The organism is Acinetobacter sp. P37, from assembly GCF_057480965.1.
This window is the reverse complement of sequence record NZ_JBLIYY010000020.1, coordinates 33,338-55,593: the sequence shown is the minus strand read 5'-3', so window position 1 is coordinate 55,593 and position 22,256 is coordinate 33,338. Positions and strand designations below refer to the sequence as shown.

Annotated in this window: 19 protein-coding genes and 1 pseudogene; 11 read left to right on the top strand and 9 right to left on the bottom strand. The window is 40.3% G+C overall.

Annotated features, from left to right (window positions below; genetic code table 11):
* Positions 1 to 113 precede the first annotated feature (113 nt).
* Both AC25JC_RS15195 and AC25JC_RS15190 read left to right on the top strand, forming a co-directional pair.
* Positions 114 to 1,025: a matrixin family metalloprotease gene (locus AC25JC_RS15195; RefSeq protein WP_486924358.1), complete on the top strand. Its 912-nt coding sequence runs from the start codon at positions 114 to 116 to the stop codon at positions 1,023 to 1,025.
* Positions 1,026 to 1,145: 120 nt separating this feature from the next.
* Positions 1,146 to 1,523, top strand: coding sequence for a hypothetical protein (locus AC25JC_RS15190; RefSeq protein ID WP_171263823.1), 378 nt, complete (start codon positions 1,146 to 1,148; stop codon positions 1,521 to 1,523).
* A gap of 68 nt (positions 1,524 to 1,591) precedes the next feature.
* On the opposite strand, the gene erpA is transcribed toward AC25JC_RS15190, so the two are convergent.
* The 4 genes and pseudogenes from erpA to AC25JC_RS15170 form a co-directional block, all read right to left on the bottom strand.
* Positions 1,592 to 1,927 (bottom strand): iron-sulfur cluster insertion protein ErpA, encoded by a 336-nt coding sequence (erpA, locus tag AC25JC_RS15185; RefSeq protein WP_078194440.1) that lies wholly within the window; start codon positions 1,925 to 1,927, stop codon positions 1,592 to 1,594.
* Positions 1,928 to 2,061: 134 nt separating this feature from the next.
* Positions 2,062 to 3,028: pseudogene (locus AC25JC_RS15180) on the bottom strand (putative solute-binding protein).
* 246 nt (positions 3,029 to 3,274) lie between these two features.
* On the bottom strand, positions 3,275 to 4,285 hold the full coding sequence (locus tag AC25JC_RS15175) for a putative solute-binding protein (RefSeq protein ID WP_078194442.1): 1,011 nt from the start codon (positions 4,283 to 4,285) through the stop codon (positions 3,275 to 3,277).
* A gap of 257 nt (positions 4,286 to 4,542) precedes the next feature.
* Positions 4,543 to 5,547, bottom strand: a complete 1,005-nt coding sequence (locus AC25JC_RS15170) for a putative solute-binding protein (RefSeq protein ID WP_486924357.1) — start codon at positions 5,545 to 5,547, stop codon at positions 4,543 to 4,545.
* Between the two features lie 196 nt (positions 5,548 to 5,743).
* Here AC25JC_RS15170 and AC25JC_RS15165 point away from each other — a divergent pair, with 196 nt between their 5' ends.
* The gene (locus AC25JC_RS15165; RefSeq protein ID WP_486924356.1) at positions 5,744 to 7,681 is read left to right on the top strand and encodes an ATP-binding cassette domain-containing protein; all 1,938 of its coding nucleotides are present in this window, start codon (positions 5,744 to 5,746) and stop codon (positions 7,679 to 7,681) included.
* 530 nt (positions 7,682 to 8,211) lie between these two features.
* On the opposite strand, the gene AC25JC_RS15160 is transcribed toward AC25JC_RS15165, so the two are convergent.
* From AC25JC_RS15160 to dnaA, 5 genes are all read right to left on the bottom strand, one after another.
* Positions 8,212 to 8,589 carry a hypothetical protein gene (locus tag AC25JC_RS15160; protein WP_078189504.1) on the bottom strand — a complete coding sequence of 126 codons (378 nt, stop codon included), beginning with the start codon at positions 8,587 to 8,589 and terminating at the stop codon, positions 8,212 to 8,214.
* Positions 8,590 to 8,759: 170 nt separating this feature from the next.
* Positions 8,760 to 11,228 carry a DNA topoisomerase (ATP-hydrolyzing) subunit B gene (gyrB, locus tag AC25JC_RS15155; protein ID WP_078194446.1) on the bottom strand — a complete coding sequence of 823 codons (2,469 nt, stop codon included), beginning with the start codon at positions 11,226 to 11,228 and terminating at the stop codon, positions 8,760 to 8,762.
* Positions 11,229 to 11,271: 43 nt separating this feature from the next.
* The gene (recF, locus tag AC25JC_RS15150) at positions 11,272 to 12,354 is read right to left on the bottom strand and encodes a DNA replication/repair protein RecF (protein ID WP_486924355.1); all 1,083 of its coding nucleotides are present in this window, start codon (positions 12,352 to 12,354) and stop codon (positions 11,272 to 11,274) included.
* A gap of 23 nt (positions 12,355 to 12,377) precedes the next feature.
* Positions 12,378 to 13,526 carry a DNA polymerase III subunit beta gene (gene dnaN / locus AC25JC_RS15145; RefSeq protein WP_180108252.1) on the bottom strand — a complete coding sequence of 383 codons (1,149 nt, stop codon included), beginning with the start codon at positions 13,524 to 13,526 and terminating at the stop codon, positions 12,378 to 12,380.
* 108 nt (positions 13,527 to 13,634) lie between these two features.
* Positions 13,635 to 15,020 carry a chromosomal replication initiator protein DnaA gene (gene dnaA / locus AC25JC_RS15140; protein ID WP_180131269.1) on the bottom strand — a complete coding sequence of 462 codons (1,386 nt, stop codon included), beginning with the start codon at positions 15,018 to 15,020 and terminating at the stop codon, positions 13,635 to 13,637.
* A gap of 658 nt (positions 15,021 to 15,678) precedes the next feature.
* Here dnaA and rpmH point away from each other — a divergent pair.
* The 8 genes from rpmH to AC25JC_RS15100 all read left to right on the top strand — a co-directional run bounded on the left by rpmH (position 15,679) and on the right by AC25JC_RS15100 (position 22,224).
* Complete coding sequence (rpmH, locus tag AC25JC_RS15135; protein ID WP_000831329.1) at positions 15,679 to 15,813, top strand: 50S ribosomal protein L34; 135 nt, start codon at positions 15,679 to 15,681, stop codon at positions 15,811 to 15,813.
* A gap of 31 nt (positions 15,814 to 15,844) precedes the next feature.
* Positions 15,845 to 16,237 carry a ribonuclease P protein component gene (gene rnpA, locus AC25JC_RS15130; protein WP_078194450.1) on the top strand — a complete coding sequence of 131 codons (393 nt, stop codon included), beginning with the start codon at positions 15,845 to 15,847 and terminating at the stop codon, positions 16,235 to 16,237.
* A gap of 9 nt (positions 16,238 to 16,246) precedes the next feature.
* Positions 16,247 to 16,567 (top strand): membrane protein insertion efficiency factor YidD, encoded by a 321-nt coding sequence (gene yidD, locus AC25JC_RS15125; RefSeq protein ID WP_111885710.1) that lies wholly within the window; start codon positions 16,247 to 16,249, stop codon positions 16,565 to 16,567.
* A 5-nt stretch (positions 16,568 to 16,572) separates the two neighbouring features.
* Complete coding sequence (gene yidC, locus AC25JC_RS15120; RefSeq protein WP_180050921.1) at positions 16,573 to 18,339, top strand: membrane protein insertase YidC; 1,767 nt, start codon at positions 16,573 to 16,575, stop codon at positions 18,337 to 18,339.
* Positions 18,340 to 18,431: 92 nt separating this feature from the next.
* Positions 18,432 to 19,787 carry a tRNA uridine-5-carboxymethylaminomethyl(34) synthesis GTPase MnmE gene (mnmE, locus tag AC25JC_RS15115; RefSeq protein ID WP_180122696.1) on the top strand — a complete coding sequence of 452 codons (1,356 nt, stop codon included), beginning with the start codon at positions 18,432 to 18,434 and terminating at the stop codon, positions 19,785 to 19,787.
* Positions 19,788 to 19,990: 203 nt separating this feature from the next.
* Complete coding sequence (locus tag AC25JC_RS15110; protein ID WP_486924354.1) at positions 19,991 to 21,226, top strand: tyrosine-type recombinase/integrase; 1,236 nt, start codon at positions 19,991 to 19,993, stop codon at positions 21,224 to 21,226.
* Between the two features lie 555 nt (positions 21,227 to 21,781).
* Positions 21,782 to 22,012 carry a helix-turn-helix transcriptional regulator gene (locus tag AC25JC_RS15105; RefSeq protein WP_486924353.1) on the top strand — a complete coding sequence of 77 codons (231 nt, stop codon included), beginning with the start codon at positions 21,782 to 21,784 and terminating at the stop codon, positions 22,010 to 22,012.
* A 2-nt stretch (positions 22,013 to 22,014) separates the two neighbouring features.
* On the top strand, positions 22,015 to 22,224 hold the full coding sequence (locus AC25JC_RS15100; RefSeq protein WP_067762006.1) for a helix-turn-helix domain-containing protein: 210 nt from the start codon (positions 22,015 to 22,017) through the stop codon (positions 22,222 to 22,224).
* Positions 22,225 to 22,256 lie beyond the last annotated feature (32 nt).

The following is a 22,256-nucleotide window of genomic DNA, read 5'->3' as shown; positions in this document are numbered from 1 at the left end:
CGCAAACGTTCAAACAGCCACATTCTTCTCGACTCACCATCGATCTAAACTTCGATTTCCATAGCGCTAAATTTCAGTTAAATTAATGTAATATAATCAAGTTTTGCGACGCTATGCGTTTGATTTTAATTATTGTTGTCATCGTTTTGAGTACTTGGTGGATCTATCAAACCAAGCAGCATCCTCAACTGAAATTTAATTCAATTTCAGATCGACTTTTACACCCTCTCGATACCCGACTGCGTTATCGGGTTGCTGATGTCGATCCACGTTTTGGATTAAGCCAACAACAAGTCATTCAACTTAGCCAAGAAGCCGCAGAGATATGGCATAAAGGGACACTCAAACCGTTATTTATCTATGACCCAAATGCACAACTGGCGATCCATCTAATTTATGATGATCGCCAAGAACAATACAATGCCTATAAGCAAGTTCAAAAGACCTTAGCCGCAGATAAAGCCCGTAATGATTTATATGCCGAGAACTTAGCAAATTCGAGAAAAGGGCTGGAGATGGATGAGCAACAGCTCCGATCAAAACAAGCCATGATTCGTGCGGAAATCGCACAGCTGTCGCAAGAACGTATGAACTGGAACCAAATCGAGCATGCACAAGGCCCCAATATGCAACGCGTTGAAAGAGAACTTGAGCAAGTTAAAGCACAAGCGATGCAATTAGACCAAGAAATAGATCGATTTAATCAGCAAAATGATCAATTTAACCAACAAGTCTTAAGCTATAACCAGCAAATCGATCAATATAATGCAGGCGTGATACAAGCCAGTCAGCGCTTTCCTGCTCGAGAGTTTCATAAAGGTGTCTTTATGGGCGATCAGATTCAGATTTATCAATTTGATGCCGAAAATGATTTACGCCTTACCCTTGCCCACGAACTCGGACATGCTCTCGGCTTATCTCACCATAATGACCCTGCTGCATTAATGTACCCAATCTTAGGCGCGCAACAATTAGAAAACTTTAAACTGATGCCAGCAGACCAAGGCTTACTATATTATCGTTAGAATACCCTGAGCAAAAAAAACCATACAATTTATAAGGATATTGCAGGATTCACCAACAAAAATCAGCATTTCATGTTATTGTTGATCTGCAATAATCCCCTTATATCAATGACATCTTCCGTGGAGAGCAATGTGAGTTACTACCATATCTTAATTGAAGTGAATGACCACATCAGCACGATTGAACAAACCCGTGATATTGAGATTTTTGATATTACAGACATTCAACCTTATCTCCATGCGGTACTTTTACCCTTTTTTAATGAGCAATTAATTGAGCTCGAAGACGAAAATCTTGAGTTTAAAGATGTCTTGCATTTACAGGTCAAACAAACCCTATTGCCGATCCGTGACCTCATCGAAGAAGAACAACGCCTGCTTCCGAGTGATACCGATGTCACCATTACGGCATATGAAATTTTTAATAATTATCAATTGACTCAAGACGTGACTACCGTAATTTTAGATCTATTAGAAGCACTAAAATTTGAAGCCTAATATCGATTTTAAACATTAAAAAAGCCCTCTAAATGAGGGCTTTTTTATGGCTCAATTCATCATCGCGATTAGATCGAGAATGAAGATCCACATCCACACGTGGTTGTCGCATTCGGGTTTTGAACCACAAATCGAGAACCTTCAAGACCTTCAATATAGTCGACTGTTGAACCAACTAAATATTGATAGCTCAGTGAATCAACCAGCATCTTCACATCACCATTGATAAATTCAGCATCATCTTCGTTTTGGCTTTCAGCAAAATTAAACCCATATGAGAAACCTGAACAACCACCACCAGTCACATATACACGTAACATAAGGTCTTGATTACCTTCACTCTCACGCAATTGGCGTACTTTATTGGCAGCATTGTCAGTCAGCACAAGTGCTTGAGCATTCATGATGGATTCCTCTGAGTCATTGGGGTGTCTTTAAAAAGAAAAGACCATATTTCAAGTATAACATACTCAATATATGGTCAGTCTTCACAGTTTAAAGTTAAATCAGAGTATTTTTCTCAAGATTCATTTAAAACTTATTTATAGTTTTCTTCCTGTAATGCGCATTCGAAGTTTTTAGGGTCTTGTTTACAGCGGAATTGCCATAATAGTTTCATCATTCGCTTGTCGTAGATACCACGTTTAGTCAAATCGATACGCGCTTCACGCATCATTTTTTGATAGCCAGCTTTGTCTGCTGTTGGAACATCCATCCAATATTTGGCTGGAATTTCTGACTTCATTTTGCCTAATATCGTGAATGCACGAGGTAATTGTGTTTTGACCCAATCACGTGATTTTTGCCCATACCCCCGCTGGGAATTTATCTGGGCGAATAATAATATTTCCCGTGACTTGTAAAATTGGATAATTGACAATTGCGCCTTTGCTGCCTAAACCTTTATGTAATTCTAATGGTTTGAACACCGCAGCAGGTGCCCCAATTATATCTACCTGACCATTGTTAAATTTAGCGCCAAAATTGGTTACATCGGCACTGACCGCTTGAGCCCCGACCTGCTGCACCATAATTTTCTGTGCTTCATCGTAGTCAAGCACCGCAATTTTTTTACCTGCGGCTTTAGCGACAGTATTAATACTTCGGTCATTCACTAACAGATAGGCATCACCAACAGGTATCACACCTGCCACTTCATATTTACTATTGACCATGCTCTTAGCAAATGTTGGACTTGCAAGACCTTGCATAACTTTTACGGCCAATTTCAAATCTGGAATCGCACCAATGGCATCTAAAGAACCAGTAAAATTATTGAATTGGCGACCACGCATACCAGTAACACTGATCCCATCACATTTACCAGCTTTAAAATCTTCTGCAATCACCGCTTCATTTTGACCGACGCGGAGCTCAATGTCTGCGCCCCAGTTTTTTGCCGCCAATTGATAATCTTTCATCAGGGTAAAAACATCACCATTTTTACCAACCAAATCAAATACACATACCACTTGCTTCGCTTGAACTACACCATTTACCGTCATTAATGCAGCAGCAACGCTCAATGCCTTTGTCCATTGTTTCATACTGACTTTCCTTGTTTTTTTACTGTTTTTGTTTTTTAACCATTTTTTGAATTTTGGGTCATGCTGAGTTCGATTCAATTGACTCACAGCCCTCGATTTGAATTTAGATTACCTGAATATTTTGCTCACTCAATGGCGAGAATGACCTATAAATTTGCAAAAAAAAGCCTGGATAAATCCAGGCTTTTTTCTTTAAATATCAGCTTATTCGCCGCCAAGTGAACATTCAAAATTGGCTTTATCGACAGAGCAACGTGCCTTTTTCAAAACAGACATCATGCCTGCATCGTAAATGCCACGCTTCGTCATATCCATACGACCTTCACGCAGTAATTTTTGATATTTGGTTTTATCTTCTGCACTTAAGTTCAGTTTATATTTCGCAGGAATACCTGCTTCTAGACGGTTAATCATCGCGATACTCTTCGGTAAGTGTTTCACAAACCAATCACGTGATTTTTGACCAAAGCCTGCAGGAAACTGATCAGGACGAATAATAAAGTCCGCAGTCACTTGTAAAACTGGGAAGTTAAACATCGCACCATTGGTACCTAAACCTTTATAGATCTCTAATGGTTTGTAGGCATATGCAGGCGCACCCACCATATCTACCTGACCATTATTAAACTTCGCCACAAAGTTAGATACATCTGAAATCACAGCTTGAGCGCCGACACGTTGCACCATGATTTTTTGTGCTTCATCATAGCCTAAAACTGCAAACTTTTTACCTGCTGCTTTTTCAATTGAGTCAATTTTTTTGTCTTTGACAAAGATGAATGCTGAACCTAGTGGGGCAATACCCGCCACTTCGTATTTCTTACCACCTAGATTGCTGACCATTTTTGCAGCATTACGTTGGTCTAATGCAAAGGTAATCGCACGTTGTGCAATCGCATTGCTCGGTGCGCCACCCAGCGCATCAATAGAGCCTGCAAATTTATTGTACTGACGGGCACGCATCGCCGTCATAAATACACCGTCACATTTACCCGCTTTAAAGTCATTGTCAGCTACTGCTTCGTCTTGACGCGGAATTAAGTTAATTTCAGCACCCCAGCCTTTTGCTGCAAGCGCCCATTCCTGAGCCATTTGATATGACTCGCCTGACTTACCTAGTAAGTCAAATACACAGATATCTACTTTTGCTGCCTGAGCCGAACCAGCAAAGCCAATTGCAGCAAACGTAGCCAATGATAGGAGCGTTTTTTTCATTCTATTTTCCTTTCAAATCTTTTTATGGTTCAGAGGTGTCCTTACACAAGCCCGATATTAAGCAAGTTAATTTAAAAAAAATAGAGCATTTACTCCATTTATTTATGTCATTTTGGCATATTCTGTTTTTCTGTGATGTATATCACTTTTTATATGAAGTAAAATTATAAATATAATCATCATCTTATCTTTCCAAAAATGGCTTTTTACATTTACAGCGATTGCATCAAAATTTACAAAGAAATACAGAAAAAAGCTTATTCACCCGCCACTGAACACTCAAAATTGGTTCGCTCAATCGTACAACGGGCTTTTTTCAGTACCGTCATCATAGTGGAGTCATAGATCCCTTGTTTGGTTAAATCCATCCGTCCTTCACGCAATATTTTCTGATACTTCAACTGATCATCTTTGCTGAGATTCATCTTATATTTGGCAGGAATTTCAGCTTCCATACGTTTCACCATGGCAAAACTTTTTGGTAATTGCTTAACAAACCATTGCCGAGAAGGTTCAGCAAAACCTTCTGGGAATTTATTATTACGAATAATCAGGTCTGCCGTGACATTCACCACAGGAAAATTCACCATCGCCCCGGTAGTGCCTAAGCCTTTTGAAATTTCGAGTGGCTTAAAGGCATAAGCTGGCGCAGCCACAATTTCAACTTCGGCCTGATTAAACTTGCGAATAAAATTAGAAATTTCTGACATCACTGGCACAGCGCCAACACGGTCTACCATCACTTTTTGCGCATAATCATAATGCAAAATGGCAAATTTTTTACCTTCAGCTTTTTCTAAATTATTGATATTGCGATCACGGACAAAAATGTAGGCTGAACCAATTTGCCCGATCCCTGCCACTTCATAACTATCTTTGCCTAGATTGCTAATCAGTCGTTTACTGTTCCGTTTATCTAAGACATAGGTAATGGCTTTTTGTGCGATGATATTGTTCGGTACACCGCCAATGGCATCAATCGAACCGGCAAATTTGTTATACGCACGTGCCCGCATCGAGGTCATATAAAACGCGTCACATTTCCCTTCTTTAAAATCTTTATCGACTTTGGATTCATCTTGATATGAAATCAGTTGAACTTGTGCTCCCCATGCCTTACTGGCCAGAGACCACTCTTCCATCAGCTTATAAGATTCCCCCGCTTTTCCAAGTAAATCGAACACACAAACCTTCTGATTGGCATAGCTTTGTGCAGACATCACACCTGAAAGAAGCGATAAAATTAAAATTCCTTTTCTCATTTCTTATATTCCCAATATGTTTTATTAATCCATTTAAAACAACAACTTGAAATATTTTTTTAATACTATAGCCCTTTCAATATACCTAAATACGTGGAATCTGTCACATTTTTTCAGATGGTTGCGATGCTTTGTTTTTTCTTTTGCAAAGCCATCCATTAGAATAGCCCCACATTCTTCTTGTTTAGTTAGTTCCATGATTCAGTTAGACCAACTTTCCATTCGTCGCGGTGGGCGTGTTTTATTTCAAAAAGCATCTATGCAATTGCATCCAGGCTGGAAAATCGGCTTAACCGGTGTAAATGGTGCGGGTAAATCCACTCTTTTTTCTGCGCTTTTAGGTGGAATGGAATCTGATGGTGGTTCATTAACTCGTCCTGCGGTATGGACCGTCGCTCATATGGCACAAGAAATCAAAGCACTCGATATGAAAGCGATTGATTTCGTTCTATCAGGCGATGAAGAATATTGGGATATACAACATAAACTTGAACATCCAGAACAATTAGACAATGAAGCGCTGGCACACTTATATGGCCGATTTGATGAAATCCATGGCTATACAGCTCCATCCAAAGCCTCACAGCTGATGGCCGGCCTGGGTTTCTTTGAACATCAGTCCCAGCTCAATGTTTCAAGCTTTTCAGGTGGTTGGCGTATGCGTTTAAACCTTGCACGTACCCTGATGAGCCGCTCTGACCTTTTATTACTCGATGAACCAACCAACCACTTAGACTTGGATGCGATTTTGTGGTTAGAAGATTGGTTAAAAGCTTATGAAGGCACACTGATCTTAATTTCACATGACCGTGATTTCTTAGATGCGGTGACTGATCATATTTTACACATCGAAAATCAAGAGCTGACGCTTTACACCGGTAACTATTCAACCTTTGAACGTACCCGTTCTGAGCGCTTGGCACAACAACAACAAGCCTATGAGAAACAACTCGAAACTCGTGCGCATCTCCAAAAATTTATTGACCGTTTTAAAGCCAAAGCGACTAAAGCTAAGCAGGCTCAAAGCCGTATTAAACAATTAGAACGCATGCAGGAACTTTCTGCCGCGCATGTCGATACGCCATTTACCTTTAGTTTCCGTGAGCCAACCAAAATGAGCTCACCACTGTTACAAATGGAACATGTCGACATTGGCTATGGTGACAAACTGATTGCCACCAATGTGAATTTACAGATTACCCCAAACAGTCGTATTGGTTTACTCGGGATGAATGGTGCGGGTAAATCAACCTTAATTAAATCCTTAGTTGGTGACCTTCCTTTATTACAAGGGACGCGCAAAGCCTCTGAACTGTTGAATATTGGCTATTTTGCACAGCATCAAATGGATGCTTTAGATGGCAATGCCAGCCCGATGTTGCAATTATCTCGAATCGCTGACAAAAAAGTCAGTGAAGCGGCATTACGTTCATTCTTAGGTAGCTTTGGTTTTAGTGGCGAACGCATGGATACGCCAAGTGAAGGCTTTTCAGGCGGTGAACGAGCACGATTGGCTTTGGCTTTGATTGTTTGGCAGCGCCCCAATGTTTTAATTCTAGATGAACCGACCAACCATTTAGACCTTGATATGCGTCATGCTCTAACAATGGCGCTGCAAGATTTTGAAGGTGCTGTGGTTTTGGTTTCGCATGAACGTCAATTGATTGCCAGCGTTTGTGACGAATTATTGTTGGTACATCATGGGAAATGTCGCGAATTTGATGGTGACCTCGTGGCTTATGCCGATTGGCTGCGTCAAGCGCGAATCGACATGATGAAAAATAGCCAACAAGCCCCTATTCCCATCAAATCTCAAGTTGAAACTAAACCGACGATTTCCAAAGTCGATAAAGAAGCGCAGCGTAAAGAAGCTGCACGTCAGCGTGAATTGACCCGCCCGATTCGTAAAAACATTGAAAAAAATGAAGCGCAAATCAGCAAAATTCAGCCACGCTTAAACGAAATCGAGGAATTATTGGCAGACAGTGCTTTATATGAAGCCAGTCGTAAAGATGACTTACTCAAACTAATGAATGAGCAAACAGAATTAAAAGCCAAACTTGAATCTGTCGAAGAGCAAATGCTTGAATTAATGATGGAATTAGAAGAAATGGAAAGTAGTTTTGAGGCTTAATTTAAAAGTCAAAACCCTAGATTGGCATTATTAAGAAAACCTAACTTAAGCTCAAAAAATCAATCGCCGTGAAATTTAAATGTTCCACGGCGATTTTTTATTTATACTTCACAATAATAATCACGCTATAAATCTAAAAAATATTTAAAAAATCGAATGTTCATATCCAACTGGTTATTGCATCGTTAAGGCATTTCTATGCAGAAAGAATCTAAAAATTGAGCGATCGCTTTTACCCTAATTTTGTAAATGAATTCAAAAAAAATACTTCACATCAAACTCATTGCCGCAGTTATCCATAAAAGTCATTTTTAAATTCAAATCTTAGTTTTAAATTCATTTTTATTTTTTAAATTCAAAATATCGAACCACCTTTTTGTGGATAAATATTTTTAAATGATGTTATCCACAATTATAAATGACTTTGATGTTGAACACTATTAAATGTGAAAATTCACAAAACTTATCCACATTTGCAAGATGGATGCATTTTATCTCCATTCACGACATCAATTTAAACTTTTTATTGTTTAAGATAAGGCAGAAGGATGGGCTTTTTTTGCCTTTAAAAAACGTAATTCTTGTATTTTCCAGGTCTGATCAAAATGCCAGATTTCCTGTATTTGCTGCTGTGTTTCGGCTAAACCAATTAAAATTTTGCACTCAGTTTGGTCACGATTAAACTCATATTCTTCAAATTCTACGTCTGGTTTTTGTGGTTTCCAAACCCCATTCTTCACTGCATGTGCAATACGTTCATAGCGGACATAATTACTTTCGACACGCCCGTCTTGCTCATAAACCACCTTAAAGTGCTCATCTTCGTATTCGGCTAAAACGGTATAATTTCCGGTAAAAAATGCATTTACCCAGATGTCACGAATGTGTTCAAGTTGATTGTCCATCATATATAGACCTCTTATTTTTAGCTGCTAAGTTCAATTTGATTTGAGCTTAGCATCAGAATAAGTCAATTTTATAAAACACAAATTGGCGATTTAATATTCAATTTTATTTAAGATAGCATAAAAAAAAGCACTCCCAAGAGTGCTTTTTTGAATGATTCTGTAATCAGAATTTAGGCATCAATATCCGCATTTAACGCATTTTCTTCAATGAAGGCACGACGTGGTTCCACATCATCACCCATCAAGCAAGAGAACATACGATCAGCTTCAATCGCATCCTGTACCGTTACTTGCAGCATGTTACGGTTCTCAGGATCCATCGTGGTTTCCCAAAGCTGCTCAGCATTCATCTCACCCAAACCTTTATAGCGCTGAATCATCATGCCACGGCGTGAGTCTTGTAAGATGTTTTGCCAAACCTGATGGAAGCTGCTCACTGGAATTTTGCGCTCGCCTTTTTGTAGGTAAGCACCTTCTTCCAACAATGTGAACCAACTCTTCGAATTTTTGAGTAAACGCGCATATTCACCTGAACCCAATAGACCTGAATCTAACAAGTATTGGTGCGGTAAATTATGAACATAGATGGTAATACGCGGGAAATAGGTCGCTGACTTATTGCCTTCAGTATCTTCATGCTCAAACGTTTCTAAGCTTAATTCAGGACGTAGGCTAGGCTGAGTTTTCTCAATATTGGCACGTAGTTGCTCACCCCAAGTCTGTACATAGTCTTGGTTATTTGCTTGATCTAACTTAAAGCCTTCTACTGCCAATAAACCATCCAACACACTTGCAGGATAACGTACAGTCAGACGATGCAAACTCTTTTGAGAGGTTTGATAATCCGCAATCACACCCGCTAAAGCCTCACCACGAATGGCAGGTGCTTCTGCACTGATGTGTAATTCAAGCTCATCAATTGCATTTGAAATCAAGTAAGTCTCAAGTGCATCATTATCTTTAATGTACTGTTCTTGCTTGCCTTTTTTCAGCTTATACAACGGTGGCTGTGCAATATAAATATATCCACGTTCCACAAGTTCTGGCATTTGACGGAAGAAGAAAGTCAATAGTAGCGTACGAATGTGCGAACCATCGACGTCGGCATCGGTCATGATGATGATTTTGTGATAACGCAGTTTATCTGGGTTATATTCCTCACGGCCAATACCACAACCTAAAGCGGTAATCAGTGTTCCCACTTCTTGAGAAGAAATCATCTTGTCAAAACGTGCACGTTCCACGTTGAGGATTTTACCTTTCAGCGGCAAAATCGCTTGCATCTTACGGTTACGGCCCTGTTTTGCAGAACCACCCGCAGAGTCACCTTCGACTAAGTAAAGTTCAGACAACGCAGGATCTTTTTCCTGACAATCGGCCAATTTACCTGGCAGGCCTGCAATATCAAGCGCACTCTTACGACGAGTCATTTCACGTGCTTTACGCGCTGCATCACGCGCACGGGCTGCATCAATAATTTTGCCTGCAATCGATTTAGCGGCTTGGGGGTTCTCTAAAAGATATTCAGAGAACGATTTATTCATTGCTTGCTCAACCGCAGTTTTCACTTCGCTCGACACCAATTTTTCTTTGGTTTGCGAAGAGAATTTTGGATCAGGCACTTTCACCGAAACAATTGCAGTTAAACCTTCACGTGCATCATCACCAGAAACCGCCACTTTCTCTTTTTTGAGTAAGTTTTCGCTTTCCATGTAGCTGTTTAAGCCACGAGTTAATGCAGCACGGAAACCCGCTAAATGCGTACCACCATCTTTTTGTGGAATGTTATTGGTAAAGCAACGAACATTTTCCTGATAAGAATCATTCCACTGCAATGCAACTTCTACACCAATGCCATTATCGGCTTGAGTAGTAAAGTGGAAGATATCATTCAGATGGGTTTTGCCTTGGTTAATATATTTTACAAACTCAGACAAACCACCTTCATAGTCATAAACGTGCTCTAAATTGATACGTTCGTCACGTAGCACAATTCGTACACCTGCATTCAGGAACGATAATTCACGTAAACGACGCGCCAAAATATCGACATTAAAAATCGTTTGACTGAAGGTTTCAGCACTTGGCCAGAAACGTATACGTGTACCTGTACGATCTGTCTCACCCACCACCTTTAATGGATACACGGAATCACCGTGTTTATATTCTTGCTGGTGGATTTGACCCGCACGATGAATGGTTAATTCGAGCTTACTTGAAAGCGCATTCACCACGGATACACCTACACCGTGTAGACCGCCTGAAACTTTATAGCTGTTATCGTCAAATTTACCGCCCGCATGCAGAATCGTCAAAATCACTTCTGCTGCAGAAACACCTTCTTCTGGGTGAATGTCGGTAGGAATACCACGGCCGTTATCCGATACGCTTACAGATTCATCTTCATGAATGGTGACTTGAATTTCGTCACAATGACCTGCCAACGCTTCATCAATTGAGTTATCGACAACTTCAAACACCATGTGGTGTAGGCCAGTACCATCGTCAGTATCACCAATATACATGCCCGGACGCTTACGTACAGCGTCTAGACCACGTAATACTTTGATGCTAGAGGAATCATAAGCTTTTTCTATGGTTTGTTCTGTTTGAGAAGCAGCTTGATCTTCTGAACTCATGGTTTCTCCCTAGTGAAAAATAGGTCTATCCAAAGGTGGTATTTCATTGCACAACAGCCTGCACCGTACCATTTTCAACTTTGAATAATTGATAAGAAATAGATAAATCATGTAAGTGTTTTTGCACTGAATCATGGTCTAAAGTGGTAATAAAAACTTGACTACCAAGATGGCTTAAACGCTCAATTAAACGCTGTTGTGCGGTTAAATCTAATTCTGCTGTCAGATCATCTAATAATACCACAGTTTCCTTATTACAAGCATGTAGCATTGCAATCTGTGACAGTTTTAACGCCATGATCAATAACTTTTTTTGCCCACGTGAGAGCACAACATCAGCATCCCCCATAGCAGTTTTTAACCTTAAATCTGCACGGTGCGGACCATACTCAGTATAGCCACGTTCGCAGTCTTTAAAGTGCTGATTGGTCAGATCATTCAGCAGTCCTGTTTCAGCATGAAAGCCTGCACTATATTCCAATGTCACTGTTAAATCAGGCAATAATGCTTCAAGATCTTGTTGGAAATATCGAGTCCACTGTTCCACCACATTGCTGCGTAGACTATGTAATATCTCACCATAGTCACTGAGCATTTTGTTCCACGGTTCTAAGTCAGACAAACTCAAATGACGTCGTGATTTCAGCAAACTATTCCGTTGTTTTAATGCCCGTGCATAATATTGCCATGTATGGTAAAACTCTGGTTCCACGTGGAACATCAACCAATCTAAAAGTTGACGTCGTGGCTTCGCACCATGATCAATAATATCCGTACTTTGTGGATCGATGAGTTGTAGCGGTAAAATCTTAGCCAACTGCCCTTGTGTCCCCACTAGGTCGCCATTGACTTTAATCACATGCTCGCCCGACTGCATTTTTTGCATACCAATGCGGTCTGTTGCAGACTGCGCAAAGACAACAGCGTCAGGGCTATTATTTTGAATATAGTTTTTCGGAATATGGGTTCGAAAAGAACGTCCAGTTGCCAGCAAATGTACTGCTTCTAATACAGACGTTTTACCTGAACCATTTTGCCCATAAAAGACATTAAACGGCTGCAACCCTGAGAGTGCAACCGTCTTTAAATTTCGAACACGTTCTACATGTAAACGCGTGATATGCATAATAATTGAGACGTCAGTCCGAATTAAACACGCATTGGCATCACAACATAGGTTTGATCTTGTTGTTGTGGATCTTGTACCAATACCGACTGGTTCGCTTCTGTCATGGTCATTGCAACATCATCACCATCCAATACATTCAGAACTTCCAATAAGTACTGTGCATTAAACGACATTTCCATCGGTGCATCTGCATATTGAATCGCAAGATCTTCGATTGCTTCATCTTGCTCAGGGTTATTGGCACGAAGTTGTAAAGTGTCCGCATCAAAATTCAAGAATACGCCGCGCAATTTTTCATTACTTAAAATCGCTACACGTTGCAGTGATTGTTTAAATACATCATGTGCAATGCGCACGTTTTTATCGCCACCACGTGGAATCACACGGCGGTAGTCTGGGAATTTACCATCGATCAATTTTGTGGTGAAACGTACGGTAATATCACCCTGCTCTTTATCACGGCTGGCAATGGTAATTGTTACATTTAATAATTCACGACCAATTAACAACGATAATTGCTCGTCTTCAACACTCAATAGACGCTGCAATTCACCTACGGCTTTACGTGGAACAATCGCTTGCATTGCTTGTGTCGCATTCGAGCTTGCCGCTGTTTCACACATCGCCAAACGGTGACCATCGGTCGTTACTGCACGCAATTGATTTTCATCAATTTCAAGCAAAGTACCCGTCAAATAAAAACGCACATCTTGAACCGCCATGGCAAAAGATGTTTTCTCGAATAAACGCTTTAACTCACGTTGAGTCACACCAACTTGAGTGCCTTGAGTATTTTCAGTGGTTAATAATGGATAGTCTTCTGCAGGCAAAGTACCCAATACAAAACGACTGTTTCCAGATTTTAAAATACAACGTTGGTCTTCAGTAATTTGCAAATCAATCAATGCCGCTGACGGTAATGATTTACAGATATCCATCAGTTTACGCGCAGGAACTGTCGTCACCCCTGCTTGTAAACAAGCACCGTCTGCCAGCGGTGTACTCGCAACCAATTCTACTTCTAGGTCAGAACCTGTAATGGTCAATGCTTGCTCAGTAACCTGTACTTTGACATTGGATAAGATATTTAAGGTATGGCGACGCTCAACCGCTCCTACGACATGTGACAGAACATTCAGTAAGCTTTCTTTCGCGATTTTTAAACGCACAATACATTCCTCTAAAAACTGAAGACAGACAAAATAAATTAATTTTTTAGCAGTGTACTATGCGGCAGAATATACCGCATTGCAAGAACAGAATTTGAACAAAAAGACTTAACTTTGCAGCAGACGTTGCAAGTTTTTATAGTCCTCATTGAAGATTGGATCTTCTTCACGCAGGCTTTGTACTTTTTCACAGGCATGCATCACAGTACTGTGGTCACGGTTACCAAAAGCCATACCAATTTCAGGGAAACTATCCCCTGTCAGCTCACGTGCTAGCCCCATAGCCAACTGACGTGGACGTGCATAAATACGTGTACGTTTTGGGCCAACCAATTCTTTGAGTGGAATACGGAAATATTCACTCACTACACGCTGAATATTTTCAGTACTGATGGTACGTGCACGAATCGCTAACACATCTTTTAATGATTCACGCACCACATCAAGGTCGATAGCGGTACCTTTAAAACGAGAAATGGCTACAACTTTATTCAGCGCACCTTCTAGTTCACGAACATTGGCAACCACTTGTTGAGCAATAAACAGCGCACAATTACGTGGAAGTTCCACGCCATTGCTTTCCGCTTTTTTCAGTAAAATTTCAATACGAGTTTCGATATCTGGTGGTTCAACACCCACCGATAAGCCCCACGAAAAACGTGAAACCAAACGTGGATCTAGCTCAGTCAGTTCTTTTGGATAACGATCTGAGGTTAAAATGATTTGCTTAGATTCATCTAATAACGCGTTGAAGGTATAGAAAAACTCAACCAAGCTGGCCTCTTTACCCGCCAACAAATGAATATCATCCACCAATAACAAATCTAACGAACGACAGTTTTTCTTAAATTCTTCGACCTTACCTTGCTGTAACGAGCTCACAAAGTCTTGTACAAAACTTTCAGCCGTCATGTACATCACACGTGCATTCGGCTTCGCTTGCAATAATGCATTACCAACTGCTTGCATTAAGTGGGTTTTACCTAAACCTGTCGGCCCATACAAAAATAAGGGATTATGTTGTGAAGCACCGGGTTGTGTAAGTACTTTACGACAGGTTTCTGCCGCCATCTGATTGGAACGGCCTTCAACAAACAAGGAAAAGGTAAATAATGGGTTAAGCTGACGCTTACGGTTATTTTTTGAAGACGTCTCTTCTTTTTCTTTTTTAGGACGATTCGGTGCAGACACTTGCGGCGTTGACTCTAATGCTGCGGTGGTTGTTGCAGGTTGTTCAGCTGCAGATAAAATTGCACCAGGCCGTGAATCAACCAAAATCTCGACTTTACGTACCCGACCTTCAGACAACTGTTCCGCTAAAATAGAGATCAGTTCTAAATGGTGCTCTTGAATATAGCGTGTCCAATACGGATTCGGTGCATAGAGTTTTAGACTATCACCTGCATCTTCTGCCACTAGTGGGCGTATCCACATTGTATAGACATTTCCTGAAAGCTCTTGTCGCAAGCGAGTTAAGCAGTCTGTCCAAAGCATGTGAAACCCCTATTTCAGTCCATTGTACGAAAAAAATAATTTAACCCCGCCTAAGCGGGCAGCCATTCTAACCATCTTATCCACATCTGTCATGAACAAATCAGTCGAAATCGATCAAAAAAACGCAAATTGAGTTTAAATTTAAATTTAAATCGCGTGTGGATAAGTTTATCCGCAAGCTGTGGATAAATTATAGCACAAAGTTATCCACAAACTATCAAAATTATAAAAACATCATTATCCACAATATAATTATTTGTTTTTTAAATCTAAAAATGCTTTTTCCACAGAAAACATCAACACTAATAATAATAAATTTAAATTTTAAAATTTGAATTTATTTATAAGATCGACCCATTCTGGGGATAACTTGATGGTTGGTTTAAATTCAAATTTAAATTCATAAAACCAATTCACAAATTTGAGATTGTGGATAAATCTGTGAGTAAACTTGAAGATAACTTAAATAATTAATATATACAATAATTTAGCCTGTGAGTATTTTAATTTAAAACTTTCTGACTGATTTCTAATCCTTATATTATCTTGATATATCACAGCCTAGATTTTGAAAGAAAGCGTGTTTTTCATTGACAGCTCAAGCAATGAGCACTAAAATCGCGAACCTTTACTGAAAGATCATTTTTGGAGTTTCGATATGAAACGTACTTTCCAACCTTCTGAGTTGAAACGTAAACGCGTTCATGGTTTCCGTGCTCGCATGGCTACTAAAGCTGGCCGTCAAGTATTAGCGCGTCGTCGTGCAAAAGGTCGTCACAGCTTAACTGTTTAATTTCAGTTAAGACTGTCAAGACTTGGGTGTTATGACAACACTTTACGGCTTTAGCACAGATGTGCGAATACACTGTGCTGCCGATTATAAAAGTGTGTTCGATGGTGCGCTTTTTAAAGTGCATCAACCCCATTTCTTATTTCTAGCAAAAATCTCCGAACAGCCGAATAGCCGTTTGGGTATTGTTGTTGCTAAGAAAAAAGTGCGCCGCGCACATGAAAGAAATCGAGTAAAACGACTTGCACGCGAAAGTTTTCGCCTGCATCAACAGCAGTCTAATGTATTAGATATTGTCGTTATGCCAAAAATGGGCATAGAGGCGGTACCGAATGCAGAGTTGCATCAGCAATTACAATTTGCTTGGCAAAAATTGCAGCGCCTTGCAAATAAGCATAAAAAAATAGCTACCTCCTCACAAGCGTAGAGATGACCAATGGTTCGTTTACTGCATTGGCTCATTCGTTTCTATCAGATTGCGATTAGTCCTTTATTGGGACCACGCTGTCGTTATATTCCAACATGTTCTCAATATTCTTTGGAAGCAGTCCATCAACATGGTGCTGTACGGGGAGTGTGTCTAGCTGTTCAGCGTATTTGCCGTTGTCATCCTTGGGGCGGTTCAGGCTATGATCCTGTTCCATCAAAAGCAATTCGTTTTATTTCATTTCAGCAAATAGATTCTCAAACGCGTCACGTTGCTGTACCCTTTCGTGAACGTTTATTGAACCAAAATCACTCTAACCACTTGGGGTAATACCTATGCAACAATGGGCCAGGATTGCAATTCTAGGGGCCATGTTTGTTGTCGCATATTTGCTCATTTTGGCTTGGCAGAAAGATTATGGACATGCGGAACAAAAACCTCAGCAAAATGCTGCGGTGGTAACGCATGAAGTATCTGCCGATTTGCCAAATGGCCAGACAGCTACGGCTGCTACTGATGTGCCGCAAGCAAATAATGCTGCTACACAACAAACAACAGATGCCACTGCACCTGTTAGTCAACAGTTAATTTCAGTACAAACTGACCTTTACCATCTTTGGATTAATCCAAAGGGTGGCGATATTGTTCGTATTGAATTACTCAATCATGACAAAAATAAAGACAGCGACGAACCGTTTGTAATGCTTGAAAGCGATGCAAAACGTACTTATGTTGCTCAGTCTGGCTTAATTGGTCTTAATGGCCCTGACAGCAATCCGAAAGGACGTCCAACCTATGAGATTGAAAAATCTTCATATACGTTAAATGACGCAAAAGCTGTGAAGGGTAAAGATGGCCAAACAGCAAAAGTTTTGTCAGTACCAATGGTTTATAAAACAGCAGATGGTGTAGAGGTTATTAAAACCTTTAACTTTACTGAAGGTGAATACCCTGTTGTCGTGAATCATAAAATCGTGAACCGCAGTGCTCAGAACTGGCAAGGTCAAATGTTTGGTCAGCTTAAACGCGACAACTCTGAAGATCCGGGTAAATCTGATCAAGGTATTTTCACTTTAGGTACATTCCTTGGTGGTGCATGGGGTTCGCCTGAAGAACATTACAACAAGCTTAAATTTGCTAACTTCAATGAAGAAAAATTGAATGTTGAAGCAACTGGCGGTTGGGTTGCAATGGTTCAGCATTACTTCGTGAGCGCGTGGATTCCTGGACAGATCAAATTAACGCAAGCCAATGGTCAACCGTATGCTGCGAAACTTGAGTCACGTAAATCTACTGATGATATGAACATCATTCAGTTCACATCACCTGCAATTAATGTTCCTGCAGGAACAGTGGCAGAAGTAGATGCAACGTTCTATTCAGGTCCAAAAATCCAATCTGAATTAAAAGAATTGGCAGTTGGTTTAAACCAAACTGTAGACTACGGTTGGTTATGGCCTATTGCGAAATTATTGTTTGTCGGTCTTGAGTTTTTCCACGGTTTAGTGGGTAACTGGGGTTGGTCAATTATTCTATTGACCATTCTGGTGAAACTGATCTTATGGCCATTGTCGTCGAAGAGCTACCGCTCTATGGCGAAAATGCGTGTGATTGCACCTGAAATGCAACGCATGAAAGAAGAGTTCGGTGAAGACCGTATGCGCTTCTCGCAAGAAATGATGGCATTGTATAAACGTGAGCAAGTGAACCCACTATCAGGTTGCTTGCCGTTATTGCTCCAAATGCCGATCTTCCTTGCTTTGTACTGGGTGTTGATGGAGTCCGTTGAACTACGTCATGCGCCATGGTTAGGTTGGATTCAAGATTTATCTGCGATGGATCCATGGTTTATTTTGCCGCTATTAATGGGCTTGACCATGTTCATTCAGCAAAGTTTGAACCCACAACCGGCTGATCCAATGCAGGCGAAAGTCTTCAAAATCATGCCAGTGATCTTTACGGTATTTATGCTGTTCTTCCCTGCGGGCCTTGTGCTTTACTGGATCTGTAACAACAGTATTACTATTCTTCAACAAGGTTTGATTAACAAATCTGTTGAAAAAGACCGTTTAAAACGTGAAGCAGCTGACTCAGCAAACTAAGCATTGCTGATGGGCTGAATAAATCCGCTTAAGATGGTAATCTTAGGCGGATTTTTCTTTATCTGTCGTTTGAAAATTTTTAGGTAAATTTTATGTTAAACCGAACCACCATCGCAGCAATTGCCACACCGCCGGGTCGTGGTGGTGTCGGCGTGATTCGCCTGTCTGGTCCCAAATCTTATGCCATTGCAGAAGCATTAACGCAGCAATCCCTGCCTGAAGCACGTTTTGCTGGTTTCCGTAAGTTTTTTGATGCATCGAATGAAATCATGGATGAAGGTTTGGTGATTTGCTTTCCAAATCCGCACTCCTTTACGGGTGAGGATGTGGTGGAGCTTCAAGGTCATGGTGGCCCCGTTATTCAAAATGCATTATTGGCACGGTTACTTGAATTGGGTGCTATTGCTGCAAAAGCGGGCGAATTTTCAATGCGCGCCTTTGAAAATGGCAAAATGGACTTGGTGCAAGCCGAGGCGATTGCTGATCTGATTGATGCCACCTCACAAGCAGCGGCACGTTCAGCGGTACGTTCATTACAAGGTGCTTTTTCGAGCAAGGTCAATACGGTGTTAGAAAAACTTATCCATTTGCGTTTGCATGTGGAAGCAGCGATTGATTTTCCTGAAGAAGAAATCGACTTTTTGGCGGATGGTAAGATTTTGGGCTTATTGGATGAAGTGGCAAGCTCGGTCCATGCTGTGCAGCAATCTGCCCGTCAAGGTCAGTTACTGCGTGAAGGTCTACAAGTGGTGATTGCCGGTAAACCCAATGCAGGTAAGTCATCGCTACTCAATGCTTTAGCGGGTGTTGAACGTGCAATTGTGACGGATATTGCGGGTACGACACGTGATGTTTTACATGAAAAAATCAGCCTCAATGGTTTGCCGATTACCTTGACCGATACCGCAGGTTTACGTGAAACCGGTGATATCGTCGAAAAAGAAGGGATTCGCCGCGCAATTAAAGAAATTGAGCAAGCTGACTTGTTACTTTTGGTCTATGACTTAAGTCAGGGCGAAGATCCACTACAATTGGCTCAAGCATACTTTGCCGATCATATTGAACCGAAGCGTTTGATGTTGATTGGTAATAAATGTGATTTGACAGGATTTACCGCGGAAATGACCGATTTAAACGGTTTTCGACATATTCGCGTTTCGGCTAAACAAGAAACTGGCGTTCAAGCGCTTATTGATGCGATTACAGCGCATGCAGGCTTTCAACCAGAGGAAGATACCTTTATTGCTCGAACACGCCATTTAGACGCAATGAAGCGCACTCAGCGCTATCTTGCAGAAGCACGTGAGCAGTTGGTGGTTTATCATGCGGGTGAGTTGGTGGCTGAATCTCTACGTTTGGCGCAAAATGCCTTAGGTGAAATTACGGGCGATTTCAGTGCGGATGATTTGCTTGGGAAGATTTTTGGATCGTTCTGTATCGGAAAGTAATTTTAATTTAAGTCAATATTCCAATAAGTTCCAATAAATTACTATATGAATTAAATAGCATTAAGTTTTAATAACTTAGTGCTTTTTTTTGCCTTATTATTCTTCCAATATGTTCAATATGCTCAACTGGTGCTATGATTTTTTAGTCACTAAGGAGTCACGGACTTTAATGTGACTATATTTTTTTATATGGTGACTAGGTTATGGCACAAGCAAAAAAGATAGTTTTTTCTACTGACAGAGAAATTAAAAGTCTCAAAGCCGGTGAAAAGAGATATACAGCTAAGGATGCATTAGCGAATGGCTTGTTCCTGGATATAACAACGACTGGTGTTAAGTCGTGGTGGTATCGTTACTCTTTAAATGGAAAACAGGAAAGACTGGTTATAGGTCGTTATCCAGATTTGTCACTGAAAGATGCTAGGCAGGTTCGAGATGAGTCTGCATCATTGGTGGCCAAAGGTATTTCACCAAAGCAGAAGAAAAATAAAGTCAGCAGTACCTTATTTAGTGACTACGGTGAACGCTATCTAAATGAGGTCATCAAAAAAGACCGTAAAGACCCTTACAACATGATTTTATGTCTGAACAATGACATTTACCCAATAATGGGCCACATCCCTTTAGATCAAATCAGCATTGAAGATGTACGCCGTACAATATGGCGTAAAAAAGAACAGGGATATGATGCAGCAGCTAACCAAGTCAGAGGCTTGTTAAAGCGCATGTTTGATTATGCAATGACTTTGGGCCTTGTACCCCATAACCCTGTTTTGGCTATCCCATCACGGCACGTACACAAAGCTAAGCCTAGAGATAGATATTTAAATACAAATGAAATCCGTACTTATTACACCACCCTCTTAAATTCAAGAATCTACCGGCCTAGAAAGCTGGGCCTTTTGCTGTCATTACTGACGTTGGTTAGGAAGTCAGAGTTATTAAGAGCCATGTGGGAACATGTGGACTTTGATAGTCGTATGTGGCTTATTCCAGAAACAAAGGCGGATAGCATGACAGGCCATAGCCGTGAAATGGTCGTCTATATGTCAGACCAGGTTATAGAGCTATTTAAGGAATTAAAAACGATTGCTGGTGATGAGCCTTATGTTTTTGTAGGTCGGAAGTCAGGTACACATATTAGCCACAACGCTTTTAATACGGCGCAAAAGGCAGCATTATCTTTAACAGATATACCCGACTTCACTGTTCACGATTTGCGCCGTACAGCAAGTACCCATTTAAATGAGCAAGGTTTTAATAGTGATGCAATCGAGGCTTGTTTAAACCATACGGCGAAAGGTGTTAGAGGCGTATATAACAAAGCAAAATATGAGAAGGAACGTATAGAGATGATGCAAAAGTGGAGTAATTTTATTTTTGATGTGATTTATGAGCCGAACGTAATATTTTTTAACCAAAATAGAAAGATTGGCTGAATAGTTGAAAATTACTAATTATTTGTGTTTCTTTGCCTATGAAATAGCCAATTTAGGGGGATATTGGGGAACAGTAAATTTTTTAGCTGTGTTAAGGTTCGAAAAATTGAAAAGAAGAACAATGTGTTCAAAGGAATACAGCAACTTTTCAATTTTTAAAAGCGAAAAAGACCAAGTACGCCAATACTTGATCTTTTTTGTGTAGCAGGTGGTTTAGGTAACGCCAATTACCCAAAAAAGCCATCATTTTTTTAATCTTGCCGTTGAGGGCACAAAACTAGGAGAACCTAGAATGTAAAAGCAAAGATTATAGGGAGTGACTATAAAATTATAGTCACGGCTATAATATTATAGGTTTTGTAGCTATTCAGCAAATTGTGGTCCTTTAAATTTCTCTTTTATTTATGTAATTGGGAAGGGAGCGCATATCTTTGCTATTTTCATTAGTTTTAATACTTTAATATTTATACTGTTTTAATTCTCCCTTTTTATTCTTGCTCCATTCTTTCCTTCCTATTTTGTGTTTAGGCATTTCCATATTTGGAGAATGTTTAGATGACATCATCTAATAAAAATACAGTTCAGCGTTTAATTCGCCGTAAAGAGGTCCAGGAAAAGACCGGTTTAGGCGTGTCCTCAATTTATGCTTTGATGAAAGAAGAGCTTTTCCCTAAATGCATTAATCTTTCTGAGCGCCGGGTGGCCTGGGTTGAGTCCGAGGTGGATGAGTGGGTATCTGAGCGTATTGCTTGTCATAGAGATAACAACAAGAAAGAAGGTATCTAACCGTGAGTACAGATACCTTAATTCTAAATTATTTAAAACAGGGCAATTCAATCACTCAATTTGAAGCGATAGAGCTATTTCGCTGTTATCGCTTGAGTGCTGTTATTCATCGACTTCGTGGTGCTGGATATCAAATTAAATCACATCGGCAACCTAATACGAATGGTGGTGGGGCTTTTTCCAGATATGAGCTAGATGAGGTGCTTGTATGAAGGGCGTTTCTATAAACAAATTTAAGACATGT